At 59.8% G+C, this 16,212-nt stretch carries 13 protein-coding genes and 1 pseudogene; 6 read left to right on the top strand and 8 right to left on the bottom strand.

What is annotated here, in order from left to right:
• Both H6G62_RS23015 and H6G62_RS23010 read right to left on the bottom strand, forming a co-directional pair.
• A pseudogene (locus H6G62_RS23015) lies at positions 1-323 on the bottom strand (IS1 family transposase); the annotation flags it as partial.
• Between the two features lie 41 nt (positions 324-364).
• On the bottom strand, positions 365-1,642 hold the full coding sequence (locus H6G62_RS23010) for a type IIL restriction-modification enzyme MmeI (protein WP_190499560.1): 1,278 nt from the start codon (positions 1,640-1,642) through the stop codon (positions 365-367).
• Positions 1,643-1,938: 296 nt separating this feature from the next.
• Between H6G62_RS23010 and H6G62_RS23005 the strand changes: the two genes are divergently transcribed.
• The 6 genes from H6G62_RS23005 (at position 1,939) to H6G62_RS22980 (ending at position 10,602) form a co-directional block, all read left to right on the top strand.
• On the top strand, positions 1,939-2,355 hold the full coding sequence (locus tag H6G62_RS23005; RefSeq protein ID WP_190499558.1) for a GPW/gp25 family protein: 417 nt from the start codon (positions 1,939-1,941) through the stop codon (positions 2,353-2,355).
• A 13-nt stretch (positions 2,356-2,368) separates the two neighbouring features.
• Complete coding sequence (locus H6G62_RS23000; RefSeq protein ID WP_190499556.1) at positions 2,369-4,555, top strand: putative baseplate assembly protein; 2,187 nt, start codon at positions 2,369-2,371, stop codon at positions 4,553-4,555.
• Between the two features lie 16 nt (positions 4,556-4,571).
• Positions 4,572-5,609, top strand: a complete 1,038-nt coding sequence (locus tag H6G62_RS22995; RefSeq protein WP_190499554.1) for a phage tail protein — start codon at positions 4,572-4,574, stop codon at positions 5,607-5,609.
• 121 nt (positions 5,610-5,730) lie between these two features.
• Complete coding sequence (locus H6G62_RS22990) at positions 5,731-7,140, top strand: hypothetical protein (protein ID WP_190499552.1); 1,410 nt, start codon at positions 5,731-5,733, stop codon at positions 7,138-7,140.
• A gap of 52 nt (positions 7,141-7,192) precedes the next feature.
• A complete protein-coding gene (locus tag H6G62_RS22985) occupies positions 7,193-9,478 on the top strand; it encodes a hypothetical protein (RefSeq protein WP_190499550.1) in 2,286 nt (761 codons plus the stop codon).
• A 131-nt stretch (positions 9,479-9,609) separates the two neighbouring features.
• Positions 9,610-10,602: a CHAD domain-containing protein gene (locus H6G62_RS22980; RefSeq protein WP_190499548.1), complete on the top strand. Its 993-nt coding sequence runs from the start codon at positions 9,610-9,612 to the stop codon at positions 10,600-10,602.
• A gap of 227 nt (positions 10,603-10,829) precedes the next feature.
• Here the strand turns inward: H6G62_RS22980 and H6G62_RS22975 are convergent, their stop codons facing one another.
• The 6 genes from H6G62_RS22975 to H6G62_RS22950 all read right to left on the bottom strand — a co-directional run.
• Entirely contained in the window at positions 10,830-11,069 is a 240-nt protein-coding gene (locus tag H6G62_RS22975) for a hypothetical protein (protein ID WP_190499546.1), read from the bottom strand.
• Between the two features lie 32 nt (positions 11,070-11,101).
• Positions 11,102-11,620 carry a GspH/FimT family pseudopilin gene (locus H6G62_RS22970; protein WP_190499544.1) on the bottom strand — a complete coding sequence of 173 codons (519 nt, stop codon included), beginning with the start codon at positions 11,618-11,620 and terminating at the stop codon, positions 11,102-11,104.
• A 64-nt stretch (positions 11,621-11,684) separates the two neighbouring features.
• Positions 11,685-12,647, bottom strand: a complete 963-nt coding sequence (locus H6G62_RS22965) for a prepilin-type N-terminal cleavage/methylation domain-containing protein (RefSeq protein WP_190499542.1) — start codon at positions 12,645-12,647, stop codon at positions 11,685-11,687.
• Between the two features lie 68 nt (positions 12,648-12,715).
• A complete protein-coding gene (locus tag H6G62_RS22960; RefSeq protein ID WP_190499539.1) occupies positions 12,716-13,435 on the bottom strand; it encodes a type II secretion system protein in 720 nt (239 codons plus the stop codon).
• A 62-nt stretch (positions 13,436-13,497) separates the two neighbouring features.
• A complete protein-coding gene (locus H6G62_RS22955) occupies positions 13,498-16,026 on the bottom strand; it encodes a hypothetical protein (protein ID WP_190499537.1) in 2,529 nt (842 codons plus the stop codon).
• A gap of 2 nt (positions 16,027-16,028) precedes the next feature.
• The coding region (locus H6G62_RS22950) for a hypothetical protein (RefSeq protein WP_190492888.1) at positions 16,029-16,212 on the bottom strand (184 nt) is incomplete at its 5' end.

The following is a 16,212-nucleotide window of genomic DNA, read 5'->3' as shown; positions in this document are numbered from 1 at the left end:
AACGTCACCTCACTCCCCTCAGGCGCAGGCGGTGACCACGCCTCACCCTGTCGCGCTAACCGTTCTTCCCACCGTAGAATCGTGGCATGGGACTTGTGGTACACTCGGCCCGTCGCCCGCACTCCCATCCCTTCGCTACGGCTATTGAGGGCGTATTCAACCACGGTAGAGGGCGTCCTCAGGCGACCCATCGGGGTTCCGGTGCGTTCGTTAAAGGTGTGCAGGCAACTTCGGCAGCGATAGTACTGCACGATCTGGTTATCGTGCAGACGACGGGTTCCATTCTTGACGACGGTTTCGCTCTGGCAATGAGGGCAACGCATAGGCCAATGACGCTCTACTCCTACATTCTAGCCATCATCCTTTAAATGACCAGTGCCAAATCCAGCGCCACATACAAAAAATTGCCCGTCCCACAAGCCGGATCGAGAATTTTGATCTCCCGTAGCTGCTTCAAAAAGGCTTCAATTTCCTGCGCCGCCTTCTTGCGTTGGGCGGGGGTGGGTTCCTCCTTCCCCGGTTCCGGCTCTAGCAGGCGTTTTAGCTCAATTTCAATCTCATCCCACTCCTGGCGCAACGGCTCCATCACCACCGGACGCACCAACCGTTCCACATAGGAACGGGGCGTATAGTGGGCACCCAGGCGGCTGCGTTCCTTCTTCTCCAACGCCCGCTCTAGCAACGTGCCAAAAATGGCGGGTTCCACCTGGCTCCAATCCTTCGCCGCCGCCGCATACAGCACCTCAAGCTGCGACCTGGGCAACGGAATGGCCGTGGCATTCTCAAAAAAACTGCCATTGAACCGCAACACCCGCTCAAAACCAAAGCTGCCCCCGGTGTTCATCGTCTGCCAGAGGGCTTCAATCTCCGACTGAAAGGTCTCAGGGTGCGGAATCCAGCGATCCCGTAACGCCTTGGTGAAGACTTCGCCCTTCAGCAATTCCACATCCTCCGCAAACATCGTAAAAATGCAGCGCATCAGGAAGTTGGCGGTGTCTTGCGGGTCATGCCCCTGTTGCTCCAGCCATCGAGACAGGGTCGCTAACTCTGCGGCCACCTCTCTGGTGACTCGTGCCCGATACTTTTCTGGGTTTAAGGCTTGCGGATCGGTGAAAATTTTGACAAAGCGATCAAACACCTCCGGCTCTTTCAGGTCGGCTAGGTTGACGCGCTGTCGTGCCCCATAGCTGCCATATTCCCCACTAAAGCCTTCCCAAATCTCGAAGTGGGAGCCGATGTCGCAGGTTATCAAGAAAGGTGGCTTGGTTGGAGCATCTAAGAGTTGAATATACTGGCGAGCCTGGTTAAAGGCTCCTTGCATCGCATCTCGATAACTTTTTGTGCCTCGCTTCCCGTGCCCTTTGTTGGACGTGATACTACCCCGCTTGGTCTCGATTAGAAAAAAGCCTTCCTTGTAGAAATCGGCCTTTTTCGAGCTTGGGCCTTTTTCGCTATAAGCCTTGATGGCTTTCTCAAAACAGTAGGGATCCCCCGGTACCTTGCCCTTCGGTGGCGGCGGCTCTACCCCCAAGGCTTTACACAGATCGCCCAGAAAACTTTGGTAATTGGCCTGCTCGTTGCCCTCAGAGTCGAGCCACTTGGCCAAAAAGGCGTCTATCCGTTGGCAATCCGCGCTATCCATGCAAACCAGAACCTAGGGGAGTCTCCCCATTTCTAACCCATTTGCTCAGATCTGCCTGCCTAGTCTTAAGCCCTAGGGGATTTCTAGATGCACCGCAATATTTCGTATCAAAGCGTTAACTCATCCAGTGGCAAGCCTAGGGCTTTACCGACGTTGACCACCGCCGTTCCCACCCGGTTTAGCCTGCCATGGCAGCAGAGCGGCTGAGGCTGGGGATTCGACCTTTGGCCAATGGCTATCGGGTGATCCACTCGGTATCGTAGCCCTAGCGTGAGGGAAAGGGCGGCGTCAGAACCATGGCAGGAGCATTCAACGAAACCAAGTCAGCGGCCCATGTGGGGCAGGGATGGGCCTTTCCGGTGCGGACGACGGTGCAGGGGGGGCTGCAACTGAGTGCGGCGGATCAGAATTTGATGGAGTCGATTCGGGTGCTGTTGCGGACGCGGATTGGGGAACGGGTGTATCGGCCTGAGTATGGTTGTCGGCTGGCGGAGATGACCTTTGCCCCCATGAACACCGACACGTTGCTGATGATTCGGCTGCATGTGCAGGAGGCGCTGGAACGTTGGGAGCCGCGCATTGTGCTGGATCAGGTGTTGGCGGAACCGGATTTGGAGAACGGGCGGGTGAACATTGTGATTCTCTACCGCGCTAAGGAGACCCACCAGCGTCGTAGTGTGGTCTATCCCTTTTATTTGATGCCGCCGGAGTAGGAGGTGGAACCCTGTGGACTTTAATTTTCTGCCTCAGTTGCCGAAGTCGAACCTAGACGACCGGGCCTACCAAGACCTGGTAGATGAGTGTTTGCTGCGCATTCCCCGCTACTGCCCAGAGTGGACGAACTACAACCCCAGCGACCCTGGGGTAACCATGGTGGAACTGTTTGCCTGGTTGACCGACCAGATGTTGATGCGGTTTAACCAGGTGCCCCGCCGCAACTATGTGGCCTTTTTGGAGATGCTGGGGATTCGGCTTCAGCCCCCGGCCCCGGCCCGCACGGAGGTGACGTTTTATTTGGCGGCGAGTTTGCCCCAGGTATATCACATTCCGGCGGGGGTGGAGGTGGCCACGGAGCGCACGGAAACCGATGAGGCGGTGGTGTTTAGCACGGATCGGCCCCTGGCCATTGGGTTGCCGGAGATCAACCACCTGCTGACGGCTGACCGGGACGATCCACTGCCCAGTCTGTTGACCAACCCCTTTGCGAATTTGTGGACGCGGCAATCGGACGGGCGCTGGGAGGGGCGGGAACAGAGCATTTTTAACGAGCAACCCCGTCCCGGCAATAGTTTTTACCTGGTGTTGGATGGGGCGCAACCCACCGAGGGCAACGTTTTGGCTCTAACGCTGTCTGGCGAAGCGGCTACGTCTACGGGCATCAACCCCGACCATCCGCCCCGCCGTTGGGAAGCCTGGGATGGCGAACAGTGGGTGCCGATTTTGCTGGCCGAAGGGGACGACCAAACCCGTGGCTTTAGCTTCCACGAACTCGGTGGCGGCAACACCCTTCACACCGCCGACGTGATTTTGCACCTGCCCCAGCGGTTCCCGGTGGCCCAGTTTGGTTCCTACCAGGGCCGCTGGATGCGCTGTGTTTGCATCGACTCGGAGATTTACCAAAGTCGCTACAGTAGCTCTCCTCGACTGGTGCGGGTGGATGTACGTTCCATCGGCGGCACCATTGATGTCAGCCAGTGCCAGACCATCCACGAAGAACTGCTGGGGGAAAGTAACGGCCAACCGGGGCAAACGGTGCAACTCCAGGGGCCACCCGTGCTGCCGCGTCTGCCAGGGGAACAATTGCTGGTGCTGCCCCCCGATGGCCTACCCCAGCTTTGGCAGGAGGTGAGCGACTTTGCCGACTCTGGCCCCAACGACTACCACTACACCCTCGATTCCCTCACCGGACGGTTGCAGTTTGGCCCCCTCGTGCGCGAACCGGGCCAGATTAAGGAGGACATCTACGAGCGTTCTCGCCGCCAAACCCGCGATACTCTCCTCGCCGTCCAGGCCAGCCCCCAAAGCTCTACCCAAACCAGCGTTTTGGAACGGCAGTATGGGGCGATTCCCCCCAGGGGATCGGTGTTTAAGATGGTCTCCTACCGCACCGGGGGCGGTCAGCGGGGCAACGTGCAGCGCCACACCCTGCGTGTCGTTAAAACCGCTGTGCCCTACGTGGCCCAAGTCACCAACCACATTCCTGCCCGCCACGGGGCCGATGCCGAATCCCTAGAGGAAGCCGTGCTGCGGGTGCCCCGGTTTCTGCGCACGCGGGATCGGGCCGTTACCCCCGAAGACTTTGAAGCCCTCACCGAACAAGCCGGACAGGGAGCCGTCGCCCGCACCCTCTGCCCCCCCAGCACCACCCCTGGCCTGGTGGAAGTGCTCGTGGTGCCCCAGGGTAATACGGAGGGCATCGAGCGGGAAGTGGGCCTCCATCCCAACGCCCTGGCCCTCACCCCCACCCTACGCCAGCAAATTCTGTCGTTTTTAGACGAACGCCGTTTGCTGGGGGTGCAAGTGGCCCTGGGCGAACCCGACTATGTGGGCGTAGCCGTCCAGCTTGAAGTGGGCCTTGCCCCGGAATATGCCAACCCCCAGGCTCAAACCCAAACCCTCTCTCGCCTTCGCACTGCCCTCTACCGTTTCCTCAATCCGCTCACGGGTGGCCCCAACGGCAAGGGCTGGCCCTTTGGTGCGCCGCTGTATCCCTCCGATATCATTAGCCTGGTGCAGGGCCACGACGGCGTCCGCTACCTGGGCACCGTGCTGCTGTTTGAACTGCGGCAACAGGACGACCGCTGGATTCGCACCCTGGCCCCCAACAACATCGTTACCCCCGGCCCCCAGGGGCTGATCTGCTCCTGGGCCGATAACGCCCTCCGTTCCAGCCACGTCATCAGCCTCCTATGATTTCTCCCTCTTCCCGATGACCCAAGCCCGATCCACCACCGACATCAGCCTCGTGTTGACGCCCATGCAGGTGCCCGAAGCGGTGCCCAATGGGTCGGAATTGGCCCAGGGGCTAACGGGCAGTCGGCCTAGGGATATCCGTGCCCCCAGTGTGCCTAGCCTGGTGCTTTATCCTGGCGAATCGAGCGAGCTGGTGATTCAAGTCCACAACCAAAGCCGAGAACCGCTTCAGCTTCAGTACCAGGTGCAGGGGGATTTTCCGGCGGACTGGTGCCAATTCCGGGCGGAAGGTTCCGAGGTACGACCGGGACAGACGTTGGAGGGTGTGCTGTATTTCACCTTGCCTGCGGATTATTTAGAGCAAGCCTACACCGCCGAACAACTGCCCCTACGCCTCGACTATCGCGGTCGCCTCACCGCGCTCAGCCTCAACCCCGCCACCGGGGGGCGCACCCTAGAACATCGGGATTTTCAGGTGGTTCTGCGCCCCCGCAGTCTGTATTTAGACTTTTTGCCCGACTTATACCGCGAAATCGACTTTGTGGGCCGCTTTTTGCAGGTCTTCGAGCAAACCTTCGAGCCCACCGTCAACGCCCTGGATAGCCTCTGGGCCTACCTCGATCCCCTCACCGCCCCCCAAGCCCTGCTGCCCTTTCTGACCCACTGGGTCGGCTGGAATTTTGAGGTTCCCCTCGATCCTCGCCGTCAGCGGTTTTTAATTCGTCACGCCCTGCAAATCTATCGCTGGCGCGGCACCCGTCGCGGGTTGCGGTTTTACCTCCACCTGGCTACGGGCCTCCCCCTCGACGACCACCTCAGCCGCGAGGCCGACAAGCATATCGGCATCCACGAAACCTTCAGCCAGGGTCTCATCCTCGGCGAAGCCCGCCTGGGAGAAGACACCAGCCTGGGCGGTAGCCAGCCCTTCCATTTTGCCATTCACCTCCGCCCCGACCCCCACCAGGCCATCGACACCGCCCTCGTCCACCGAATCATTCGCCAAGAAAAACCCGCCTTCTGTACCTACGATTTAATCGTTGAGCCACCGCCCTAGGTCGCTGGGTCAATGGACACCCCTATCAGCCCTATCCCGCCCTACCCAGGCATCCCCCGGTTGGGTGGGGAGACCCCGCCCCTACCAGCCCCCGATAACCCGTAACCCCCTCCCCACCTCCATGATTCCCCCACCCCCCCGCCACCCCCTTCAACGCCTTCAGGTCAGCGATGGCCTGCTGGTCACCGCCGAGCGTTGGCAGGTGGCCCACCAGTACCATCGGCAGCGGCAGAATTTGCATTTTCAGGCGTTTCACCAGGGGGGCATTGTCAGCGGGTTGGGGGTATGCCCCACGGAGGCTCCGGCCCAGGTGGCGAATGCCTATCGGGATGGGCGCTGGTTGCAGGTGCAGCCCGGTGTGGCGATAGACGCCCAGGGCAACCCGATTGTGGTGCCTCAGCCCATTACCTACCGCATCGCCGCCCAGCCCACCACGGAGGCTGTTTTGGTCTACCTGGTACTGAAGTTTGTCGATCCTGACCAGTTGGAACCCCGCACCGGAACCCATGTGGTACAAGAAACCTTTCGGCTGGAGGAGAAGAACTCGTCGCCCGTGGAGGGAGAAATTGAACTGTGCCGCCTGGTGCTGTTGCCGGGGGATGGCCCCATCACCCGGCCCCACAATGGCTTTGCCCCAGCGGCCAACGAACTAGACTGGCGCTATCGGCCCCTCGCCCAGACCCACCCCCTCGGATCGATCACCCTGGGCTACCTCACCCTGGCCCCCCAACCCCAACTGGATTTGGAGGCGGCGCTGCAAGGGTTAGTGGCGGCTCTGCCAGGGCTGTATCCCAGCCTGCGAGGGGAAGTGCGCCCGGTGCCCCTGTGCCTAGGTCAGGGGTTGGCCCTCACACCTGCCGATTTGCAAGCCTACCACCTGCTGCACCTTACCTATGGCGACAGCCAGACCTTGGCTGAGGCAGAGATCGCGCTACTGCAAACCTTTGGGGCCGGGGGTGGCACGCTGTTGATTGAGGTGCCCCCCACCGGGACGCCCTTGGCGGAAATTTTCCAGGTGTGGACGGAGGTAGTCAAGGTGCTCTGCAAGCCTGCCACCGTGGCCGACCCTGCCATGTTTAACACCCTTTGCCACGAACAGGCCGAGCTAGAGCGCTGCTTGATCCTAGAACTGGCCCAATACCTACGGCCCGTCCTAGCCCCTTCTCTGGGGGAAGGATCCACTGCCACCGAGGTGTCTCAACCCCAGTGGCCCCTGGCTGGCCTGGTGTCCCAAGCCCATCCCCTCCGTCGTCAGCCCTTTGCCTTTGGTCAGGGGCTGAGCCTGCACCCGCAACCCTTGGCGCTGTTTAACTGGGGCTGGGTGGTGGTAGTGGTGGGTGAGTTGACGGCGACCTGGGGTGGCCCCAAAACCCAATTTATGCCCCGCGATAGCCTGCGTAGTGCCCAGGAATTCGGGATTAATCTGCTGCATTTTGCATGGCAGCGGCGACAGTGGGCGATCACCGCCCTGCCCGATCCTAGCCCCACCGCCCCCAGCCTAGACAGCATCTACGAGCGCCTAGACCTGTAGGGTGGGCTGCCAAGCCCAACTTGCGATCTTGTTTCCCGGTTGATTTCCACCCATGGCCACCCTGCTCACAACCCAGCTTTCTCCCTCGGTGTTGCATTTTAAGCCGGGGCAAGCGCCCCCCACCTTTGCGGTGCAGATCGTGAACCAAAGTGATACCTTTGCCGCCTTTCAGCTCGAAGTGTTGGCGGCGGGGGTGGAGGCGGGGGCCAGCCATGCTTGGTATCAGCAGGCTCCAGATTTGTCGGCCAAAATTCCCCCCGGAGATCGTACCCAGTTTAGGGTGACGGTGCTGGATGTGCCCCCGGTGCGGGGTGGCTTTGTGGGGTCGATGACCCTGACGGTGCGGGTCTTTTCGGTGGATTTGCGCCAGGAGGATCGCCAGGTGCTGACCCTGGTGATTGAGGGCAGCGGCATCAGTCCACCCCAGATCGACATCTTGAGCCCGCAGTTGACGGTGCTTCCCCAGACAAGGCTTGAAATTCCGGTGCGGCTGTTTAACCCTAACCGCAGCGCCCTGCGGATTAATCTGGCGGTGCAGGGGTTGCCGACGGACTGGCTCACCGATGGCCAGGAGCGCCGCCTAGAGGTACCTGCCCAGGGGGAGGTGATGACCACTTTTTTAGGCCAGATTGGCGCTCCCCTCGATGCCCCCAGCCAGGTCTACCCCTTTGACCTAGAGGCCCGCGTCACTGCCTTGGTGAGCCAGCGGTTTTCCAGCCAGCTTACGGTACTGCCAGCGGGCACGGTGGAGATGGAACTGACCACCCCCGTGGTGGTGTATCCCAGGGCTAGCCCCCCCCGGCGACGGCAGCCTTCCCCCACTCCAGACGTGGGCAAGCAGCCCATGTCTGAGACCTGGCTGGGGTTGCCAATGACGGCAATGGTTCTGGGCCAGCGACCCCAGGGCCACCCCCAAGGCCACCCAGGGGGGAGAGGGGTGGCCCCGACGGCAGGCACTCCAACCTCAACGGCGGCGGCGATTGGCCTGACTTTCCACAACCACAGCAACCTGCCCCAGATCATCACCCCCGTGGTGGAACGCCTTTGCCTAGGAAGCTGGTTTGAGGGCGGCGATGATCGGGTTCAGCCCCTCTTCCCCACGGATCGCATTGCCCTGCCCGAAGCCCCCATCGACCTCCCTATCGGGGCCGTGGTGCCGATCACCCTGCCCGTGGTGGTGAGTCGGCCCTGGCTAGGGTGGACACGCACCCACCTGTTTCGGATCTCGGCCCTGCGCCCAGATCCCCAAATTCCCCTAGATCCTGACCACCAAACGGTAACGGTGCGATCTCAGCCCAGGCTGCACTGGGGGCTGCAACTGGCTCTCTTGGGGGCGGCGGTCGGGTTGTTGCTGTGGTTGCGACTGTTGCCCCCCAGCCACCGGGGGGCGGTGAATATGGTGCGGTTCGATGGTCGGGCCTCGGAGGTGTTGAGTGCCTCCGAGGATCAAACCGTCCGGCGCTGGGCGGTGGCGGGTCAGCGGTTGCAACGGTGGAAGCGTCCCCTCCAGAAGGATAAGGCGGTGCGGGTGGCCCGCTATCGGCCCGTGGGCAACGATGCCATTGCCGTCGGCTACGAAAACGGTGCGACTGAAATCATTCCCCTGCGGGTGTCCCAGCCGCCCCTAGTGCTGGCCCACGATCTGGGGGATCGGGTGTTTGACCTGCAATTTACCCCCGATGCCCAAACCCTATTCACGGGCTACGGCAGCGGTGCCTTGCAGCGCTGGGATCTGTCTGGCCTCCCCAGGGGCGATGTGCAGCCCGTCCAAGGGGCCAACGTGGGCTTTGCGGTGCAGACCCTCGCCCTGATTCCCAATCACCAAGTGCTGGTGGGCGGACGCTTTAACCGCCTGGTGATCTGGGATTGGGCCGAGGATCAGGTGATCCCCTTCCCCTATCTCGCCAGTGGTGGCGACCAAGACTACATCACCAGCCTCGCCACCGCCGCCGAGCGGCCCCACCGCCTCGCCATTGCCGACAACCAGGGCCGCATCAGCCTATGGGATTTGCAAACCTGCCCCCCCCCCGGATCCCTCGCTGGCCCCTGCCGCCCCCTCTATACCTGGGCCGATGGTCATGGGGACGAAGCTGTCCGTGCTCTGGCAATCACCGAGAGCGGCTGTGCCCTGGTGAGCGGGGGCGACGATGGCCAGGTCAAACTCTGGGAAATCCAGGCCGATGGCCGTGTTGCCAGCGAACGCCGCCTAGGGAAATCTCGCCAAGCCATCGATACCGTGGATGTGATTCTGCGGGACAACCGTCTGCTGGCGGTGAGCGGGGGCCGCAACCATCGGGTAAAACTCTACAGCGCCCCTATTCCGGCCACCTGTCGCTAAGTGGGTACCCCAAATAGGCGGGTAGCCCCACCAAAGGTTACAAAACACAGCGGTTGGGCCTTTCCCCCAGGCTCCAGATCTAAGATCAATAGCGTCAATAGAAATCGAAGCGGTTGTTCGAGGGCAAATTTATGGTTAGCCAAACCTTTGGGACGTTGGCCCAGGGTGCCATTGCCAAGTATTTGAACCAAGCGACCTCCTACGAAGCAGCGGTCCTCAAAGATACCGACCCAGAGAACCTACACCAAATGCGGGTGGGGCTACGACAATTACGCACCGCCCTCCAGGTGTTTGAGGTGGGGATTGTGCTGCCCAAGGCAGGGCGAGAACCCAGGGTGGCCAAGGTGGGGCGACGGCTCGGCCATCTGCGCGATTTAGACGTGATTGGCGATACCCTGCGTCACCAGTATTTACCCCATCTGCCGAAGGGGGAACAGGCGGATCTCCTGGCCGCGATGGATCACCTCACCCAGGCCCGCCACCACACCTTTAAGGAGGTGAAAAAGCTCCTGGCCAGCGAGCCCTACCAGGCCATGAAGCAGGGGCTTGGCGATTGGGTCAAACACCCCACCTATCAACCCTTGGGGTATGCTCCAGCGGTGGATGTGGTGCCAGACGTGGTACTGCCGCTGATCAGCGCCCTCTGGCTGCATCCCGGCTGGTGGGTGGGTGTCCAAGGGGCTGACCAAGGCCCATGGGTGGCTTCCCCCTTCAGTTCAGCCACCGTCGATGATCTAATTGCCAAGGAGAGCTATGCGCTGCACAGCCTGCGTAAGCAAATTAAACGAGTCCGCTACCAACTGCGGGTGGTGGCCCCTCTCTATGGCGATGCCCTGGAGGCGGATCTAGAACGGCTCAGCATCATGCAAGATATCCTCGGCACCTTCCAAGACAGCGTTGTGCTAGAGGAGTTTATCGCCCAGGCCACCCCCAAGGCCCGCCATCCCATGCCTTCCCTCAGAAAGCTTCTGGCCCACAATCGCCATCAAGCTTGGCAGCAATGGCAAACCTTCCAAACCCACTACCTAGACCGCCAGGTTCGCCAACACCTACGGCTGACCCTGCTACAGCCAGGACAACCACCGGAACCCGCCACAGATCCCGCGCTCCTAGCTGCGGGATAATCCCAATTCCCAGAGGCCATCGGCACCTTATTTTTTGCAGAACCCTTAGCCGACTGGATTAAAGATTGTTATACCCATTCCTCGGGCGGCTTCTATCAACTCTTTGTCGGCGCACACCAGCCGAAAACATTCTGGGGAGGGCAGGCTTTATAGAGCCTGGGTGGCTTCGGTACCTGGTTCTTGGTAATAACGCTTGACCCAGGCACTCGCATCCAGGTAATCAACCTTCACCGACGTTCCTCAATGAGCTGCTCGGAAGCCGTTGGGCCACTGGCTTTGATCGGTATTCTTCTAGGAAAAACCGTTAGGGTCTGGGATGGAATGTGGAAGGTTGGGTTTTCCCCTAACTGGGCCAAGACGGGAGCAACCTCCTGATGCCACTGGTTGATGATCTGTAGGAGTTTGCGACACTCAGCGTCGCTGAGGGTTTCGATGGTTTGATAAAGCGACTGTTTAGGCGTCATCATGCAGGGCGATAGGGTTGCTGGGCAAAGCGGGATTAGGGGCTGAAGGCATCGCAGGTTGCGCCGCTGAGGGTTTTGATGCTGCCCAGCAGGGTTTCGACGCGCACACACTGGCGAGAGGTGTTCCCTGGGGCGGTGATATCGAAAACAAAGGGCAGATTTCCACCGATGGGGAGCCCCTGGTAGTCGAAGGATAGGGTGGTGGCGGTGGTGTTTTTGGTACCATCGGCGGGGTTAAAGCTAAAGGTGGCCACTTGGATGCCGCCGCCGCCGAGGGGTTGGGCCGCGCCATTCACCCGCAGGACGGGTTGACCATCGACGTTGGCGGCTTCCACCGTGACGACGGCACGGCGTTGTTGGGCCTGTTGTTGGGCGGTGCGCAGGGTTTGCACGATGTCGCTACGCACGGCCCCCACCCGCTGGCGGTTCATGAAGCCGAGCCAGCCCGGTGCGGCAATGGCGGCCAGGATGCCCATGATGAGGATGACCACCAGCAGTTCTATCAGGGTGAACCCGGCGGTTGGTTTGGCTTTAGGAGGGATTAAAAATCGCATGATCAACACCGGATAACAACTCAAGTTGGGCGACGGATTGGCCCAGCGGGATCCTTCAGGCGGCTTAGCCACCGCTACGTTGTAACACACCCCGAATTTGGATTTCGGTGTTTAGGGTGGGTAAGCGGCTCCCTTCTCCTACGGGGCCAAAGGTGACGCTCCTGCTGCCGTCGTTTGGGTCCGCGCTGCCCCGTAGAAATAAATACAGGGTTTGGTTATCACTGGCCGTTGCGGTGGGGTTCGTGCAGGTAAAAAAGTTGTTGGCATCGACAATGCCATCGGCTGGGTTGGTATCGGGGGAGGGGGAGAGCCCCGTCGGACAGCCTACCCCAGCACTGGCATCATCATCAATGCTGTCGGTTAGCACAGCCGCAGTACCAGCGGTGGCGGTTGTACTGCTGGCACCGCCTGCTTTTTCCCAGGCGGCAAAGTTGCTGTTGGGAAGGGACGGATCAACGTAGCCTGTGGTGTAGGTCAGCTGGCTCAGGTCGGAAAAGGCCGTTAGCTCGTAGCGAATGATGCGATTGGGGCCAGACCAAATATCGCCCGCTGTATTGGGTCGCACAAAATACACTACCAAGTCATAGACGCTGCGGCGAAGTTTTAAGATGCCACAAAGTTCCCGCTGTTCTGGGGTGCCATAGGTCGTGCAGTCCGCGTTTAGGGCACCGATTTGGTCTTCAATGTCTCTTAGGTGCCAAAAGGCGAGGACGGCGGTGCTTTGGGGGGGGGCATTGGTGAGTTGGCTGACCACTGCCGTAGGGTTGGTATAGATAAAGACGGCTTCCCGCACTTCGCGGCTCATGTAGTCTAGGGCGCGGCGGGTGTCTTGCTGCACTTGGGTGAGGCGTTCTTCCCTGGCGTTTACCCCCAGCAGTTCCACCACCAGATACAGCAAGCTACCCATGATCAGGGTGCCCATAATCAGCGATACCAGCAGTTCGGTGAGGGTAAAGCCTTGCTGGCGAGAGGCCCGACGACGGCCCAAGAGCCAGCGGGTGAGGGGATGGGGAGACTGGGCAGCCATGGGGTATAGATTCCCTTTACGGATAGGGCAACGGGGTCAGACGAGTTTGGAGGATTCCCAGGGGGGAATCAGGGGGCCACGCAGGTTGGGGGTAGCGTTAGGTCAGTGGCAGCAGAGGGGCTAGTTTGTGTGCTATTGAAGTAGCGAATCAAGTCACACAGCGAGTCATCCTGATCGCCAACGGCGATGGTGGTGTAAAGGGCGGCGAGGGGGCGCTGGGAACGCTCGCCCGTGCCACTTGTGAGGCCAATGGAGGCGACATCGGTGGGCAGGTTTCCGGTGCCCGTCGCACTAATATCGTAGACTCTGACGCCCATGTTAAAGGCGATGGGGGTGCTGGCTGAGGCTGGGGTATAGCCCGCCGAACGAAACCGCTGCACCCGAAAGTCGTTTGTGCCATCGCCGTTGACATCTACGGGAACCGTGAAGGCGAAGTTGGTGGAGTTGGTGACGCTGAGGTTGGGGCCAAGTACGGAGGAAATATCCTCGTTTTCTTTCACGGCGCTGGAAGCGGTGCTGCCTATCGGGGGGAGGTTCGCGGTGGCGTAGACGCCCTGTTCTACCAGGCTGCGGGTTCGTTCGATTTCGGCCTGGGCGAGGCCAAGGGCTTGTTCGGCTTTTTGGCTATTTACCCGGCTGGCCACAGAAATCACCATCACCGGGGCAATGCTGCCCGCCACCAGGGCCACCATCACAATGGCCACCAGGCACTCAATCAGGGTGAGCCCTTGATCGGGGGCGCTGGGCGGGGCGGGAGATCGTTTGGGTGGGAGGAAGGGGTTCAGCATGGTGGTAGACGACCTCAGTGAGGGAAGGGGGGTTCCCTAGCGAGGGCTAGGGAAGGGAAAACCTAGGCCGGACATAGACCGCCCTGGATGGTGGCATCAAAGATCTTGTTGCCGCTTCCGTCTTCGGCGCAGCGCAGGAGTTGAACGTAGGGATCGTCGGCGGGGAGATCCCGGAAGTACTCGCTACGCAGGTTGCCCACGGAGGCAAAGCGTCGGGAGGCCGCTGCGGGGGGATAGTACAGCAAGGCTGGATCGTAGCCCCAACGCCGTAGCGAAGGGCTGTAGTAGCCCAAGCCCCGTGTTTGGGGGCCGTTTGCGGTTGTGCCGCTATCGTCGTCAGGGGTGGCACCAGGTTCCCAAGCATCATGCTCGAAGGGGCCGTTGGAGGCCGTCGAGAAGTTGAGCTGCAAGAAAGACCCATTAATGATCAGCGCCTGATTGGCCCAGCTCTGAATAGTGCGAGGGAAGTTTGGCAAGCCACCATAGCCCTGGTTGGTGCGGCTGGGCACCACTCCTCCAATCAGCACCGCATTCACCCGCACAGGGGCAGAGACCGCCTGGAGGTTCCGGCGTCGGTCATTATCGGTATCCGTCAGAATCCTCCAGACAAGGGTTGTAATCGCCTCAACCCGATTGCTACCAACCCAGGCGCTGCCGTTACGGTCAATCCACACTGGAGAGGCTGCGGCTGCGCTGGAGGAAGTGCCATCTTCGCGCCTCACATTCTGTGCCGTAGTCGGTCGGCTTTGGTTCATGTAGGAGGTGTTTGTTGCCACTGGCCCACCACTAGTAGGCCATGGCATGGTGAAAGTATCTTGAACCGAGCCGTCTAGAAAATCATTGGAGAGGATCGTGAAGGCATCGGATAGGATTTCCACGGGTCGCCAGGTATCTAAGGTTGGGCGCGCAAAATTCGTATCGAGGGTTTTCCGTCCTGGGCCAGTTGGGTCTAGTGGTGGTGGGCCATAAAACCTGACTTGACCAGTGCCTGGTGTGCCTGTTACCCACGCAGCATCACCAAGTTTCTCGGTGAACTCCTCAATTAATGTGGCTGTGGTGCCCGCTGTGCTGTGGAGGTTAAAGTCGCCCATGATGTAGACGCTGTTGTCGGTGACAAAGGTCATCCCCACCTTGCGGGTTTTGCCGTTGCTCATGTCGGATCCGTTGCGGAGACGGAAGCCATGGGGTCGGCGGTCTGGGTCGGCCACATAGTCTACGGGCTTGAGGCTAATGCCTGCTGCCGTGAGGGGAGGATCCTGGGGAGTGGTCACCTTCATGAGGCAGTTATCCAAGGTGATGTTGGCAATGTTGAGGCAGTTGTTATTTGTGTTACCGCTGATGAGTGCATTGGCGTTCTTCGGACGCACAATTTCGTCCTCCCGCACGGCATCTTCCCGGAAGGCGTAGACAATCCCTTCGCTAGAAAGGTTGCAGTCTACGGTGGCGCTGGGGATACACTGGGTATCTGGAATCCACTTTTCGACGGGGGTGACGCCAGGAACATTGGTCGAGGTTAAGACGGCCATATTTAGGTCGGCGACCCGAATGGCGAGTTGTTCTCGGCCATCAAAAAGGCCCTTGTCCAAAATAGCGACATCCGCCGCTGCCGTCACACTCACTGTGGTTCCATCAGATTGCCGAGCCGCCCGGTTGATTCGGAAGGGGGATGCATCAATGGTGGTGGTTGTGAGTAGGGATACATTGCTGGCTACAGGCAATACCCAATCGGTTAAATCAGCTTTGCGAGGCACCGCTGCAATCTCGCTAACCCCTTTCACGGGATCGGTACCCACCACTCGATAGGTGTAGGTACTAGCCGATGCTGGGGGGGTGGTTGCGTCTTGATCGGGGTTTACAGACTTCACATAGGCATTGGCTACGTATTCCTCCGTGGCAGGCTGAGCGTGAGTCCCTGTGCCGTTGTGATCGTGGTTAACGGTGGGGAACAAATAGTAGAGGGAAGGAAACCGAATGGGGTAAACCAAACTGTTCCGTTCGCTACAGCCAATCAAACCACCGATAGCTACCCGTGATTGACCGCCAGTACCACCCGCCACTAGCCCAGAGAAAATATTGGGATCGCAGCCTGTGGCGTAGACATAATTTCCACCACCTTGCCCTACAGGCTCAACCAAGCCAGTGCTATTATCCCAAGTCACAGCGTTCCCGGACGGATCAGCGTCATCAAAGGGCCGCTGGAGTACTCCTTTCTTAAAGCCAAAGTCGCGATCTCGGAGGATAAAATTGAGGCGATTAGCCACATCAGACAGAGCAATTAAATTAGTACTGTCGCCGGAACCTGTACTGACTAAACCGTCTGCACCTTCCATCACTTCCACCCACTCTTCAAAGGTGAATTGAGAGAAGAATTCGGCAGTATCACAGTTCGCTTGAAATCCTGGCTGATCCGTTCCTACAGGACACAGGTTATCTGCCGTAATCACAGTCGGAGTAGGATCATCAACCCAAGCCTGGTTTTTACCCACGCTAATTAACGCTTTTTCGATCTTTAAGTTGCCCCCCGTATTGTTAAAGGACGGGGCGTATCGCCCAGCATCCATGTAAGCCGCAATGCTGACTGCCTGACACATCTTTATGCCGCCTCCCAGGGGGGCAATTGACATCGTATGGACTGGATCCTAGAGAACCAGATGCGGTCATAGTACTGGTCTTCGGCGTTTTTAGAGGCAAAGCAGGGTTCAGGGTCAACGGTGAGCAGGGGGATGGGTTGGAGCAACGGACGCCCTTTGTTGACGGCACCCTTGAGCCAGCGGAGG

Source organism: Phormidium sp. FACHB-1136, from assembly GCF_014697375.1.
GTDB lineage: Bacteria > Cyanobacteriota > Cyanobacteriia > Phormidesmidales > Phormidesmidaceae > Nodosilinea.
The sequence above is the reverse complement of the archived record's forward strand: the minus strand, read 5'-3'. Positions and strand labels throughout refer to the sequence as shown.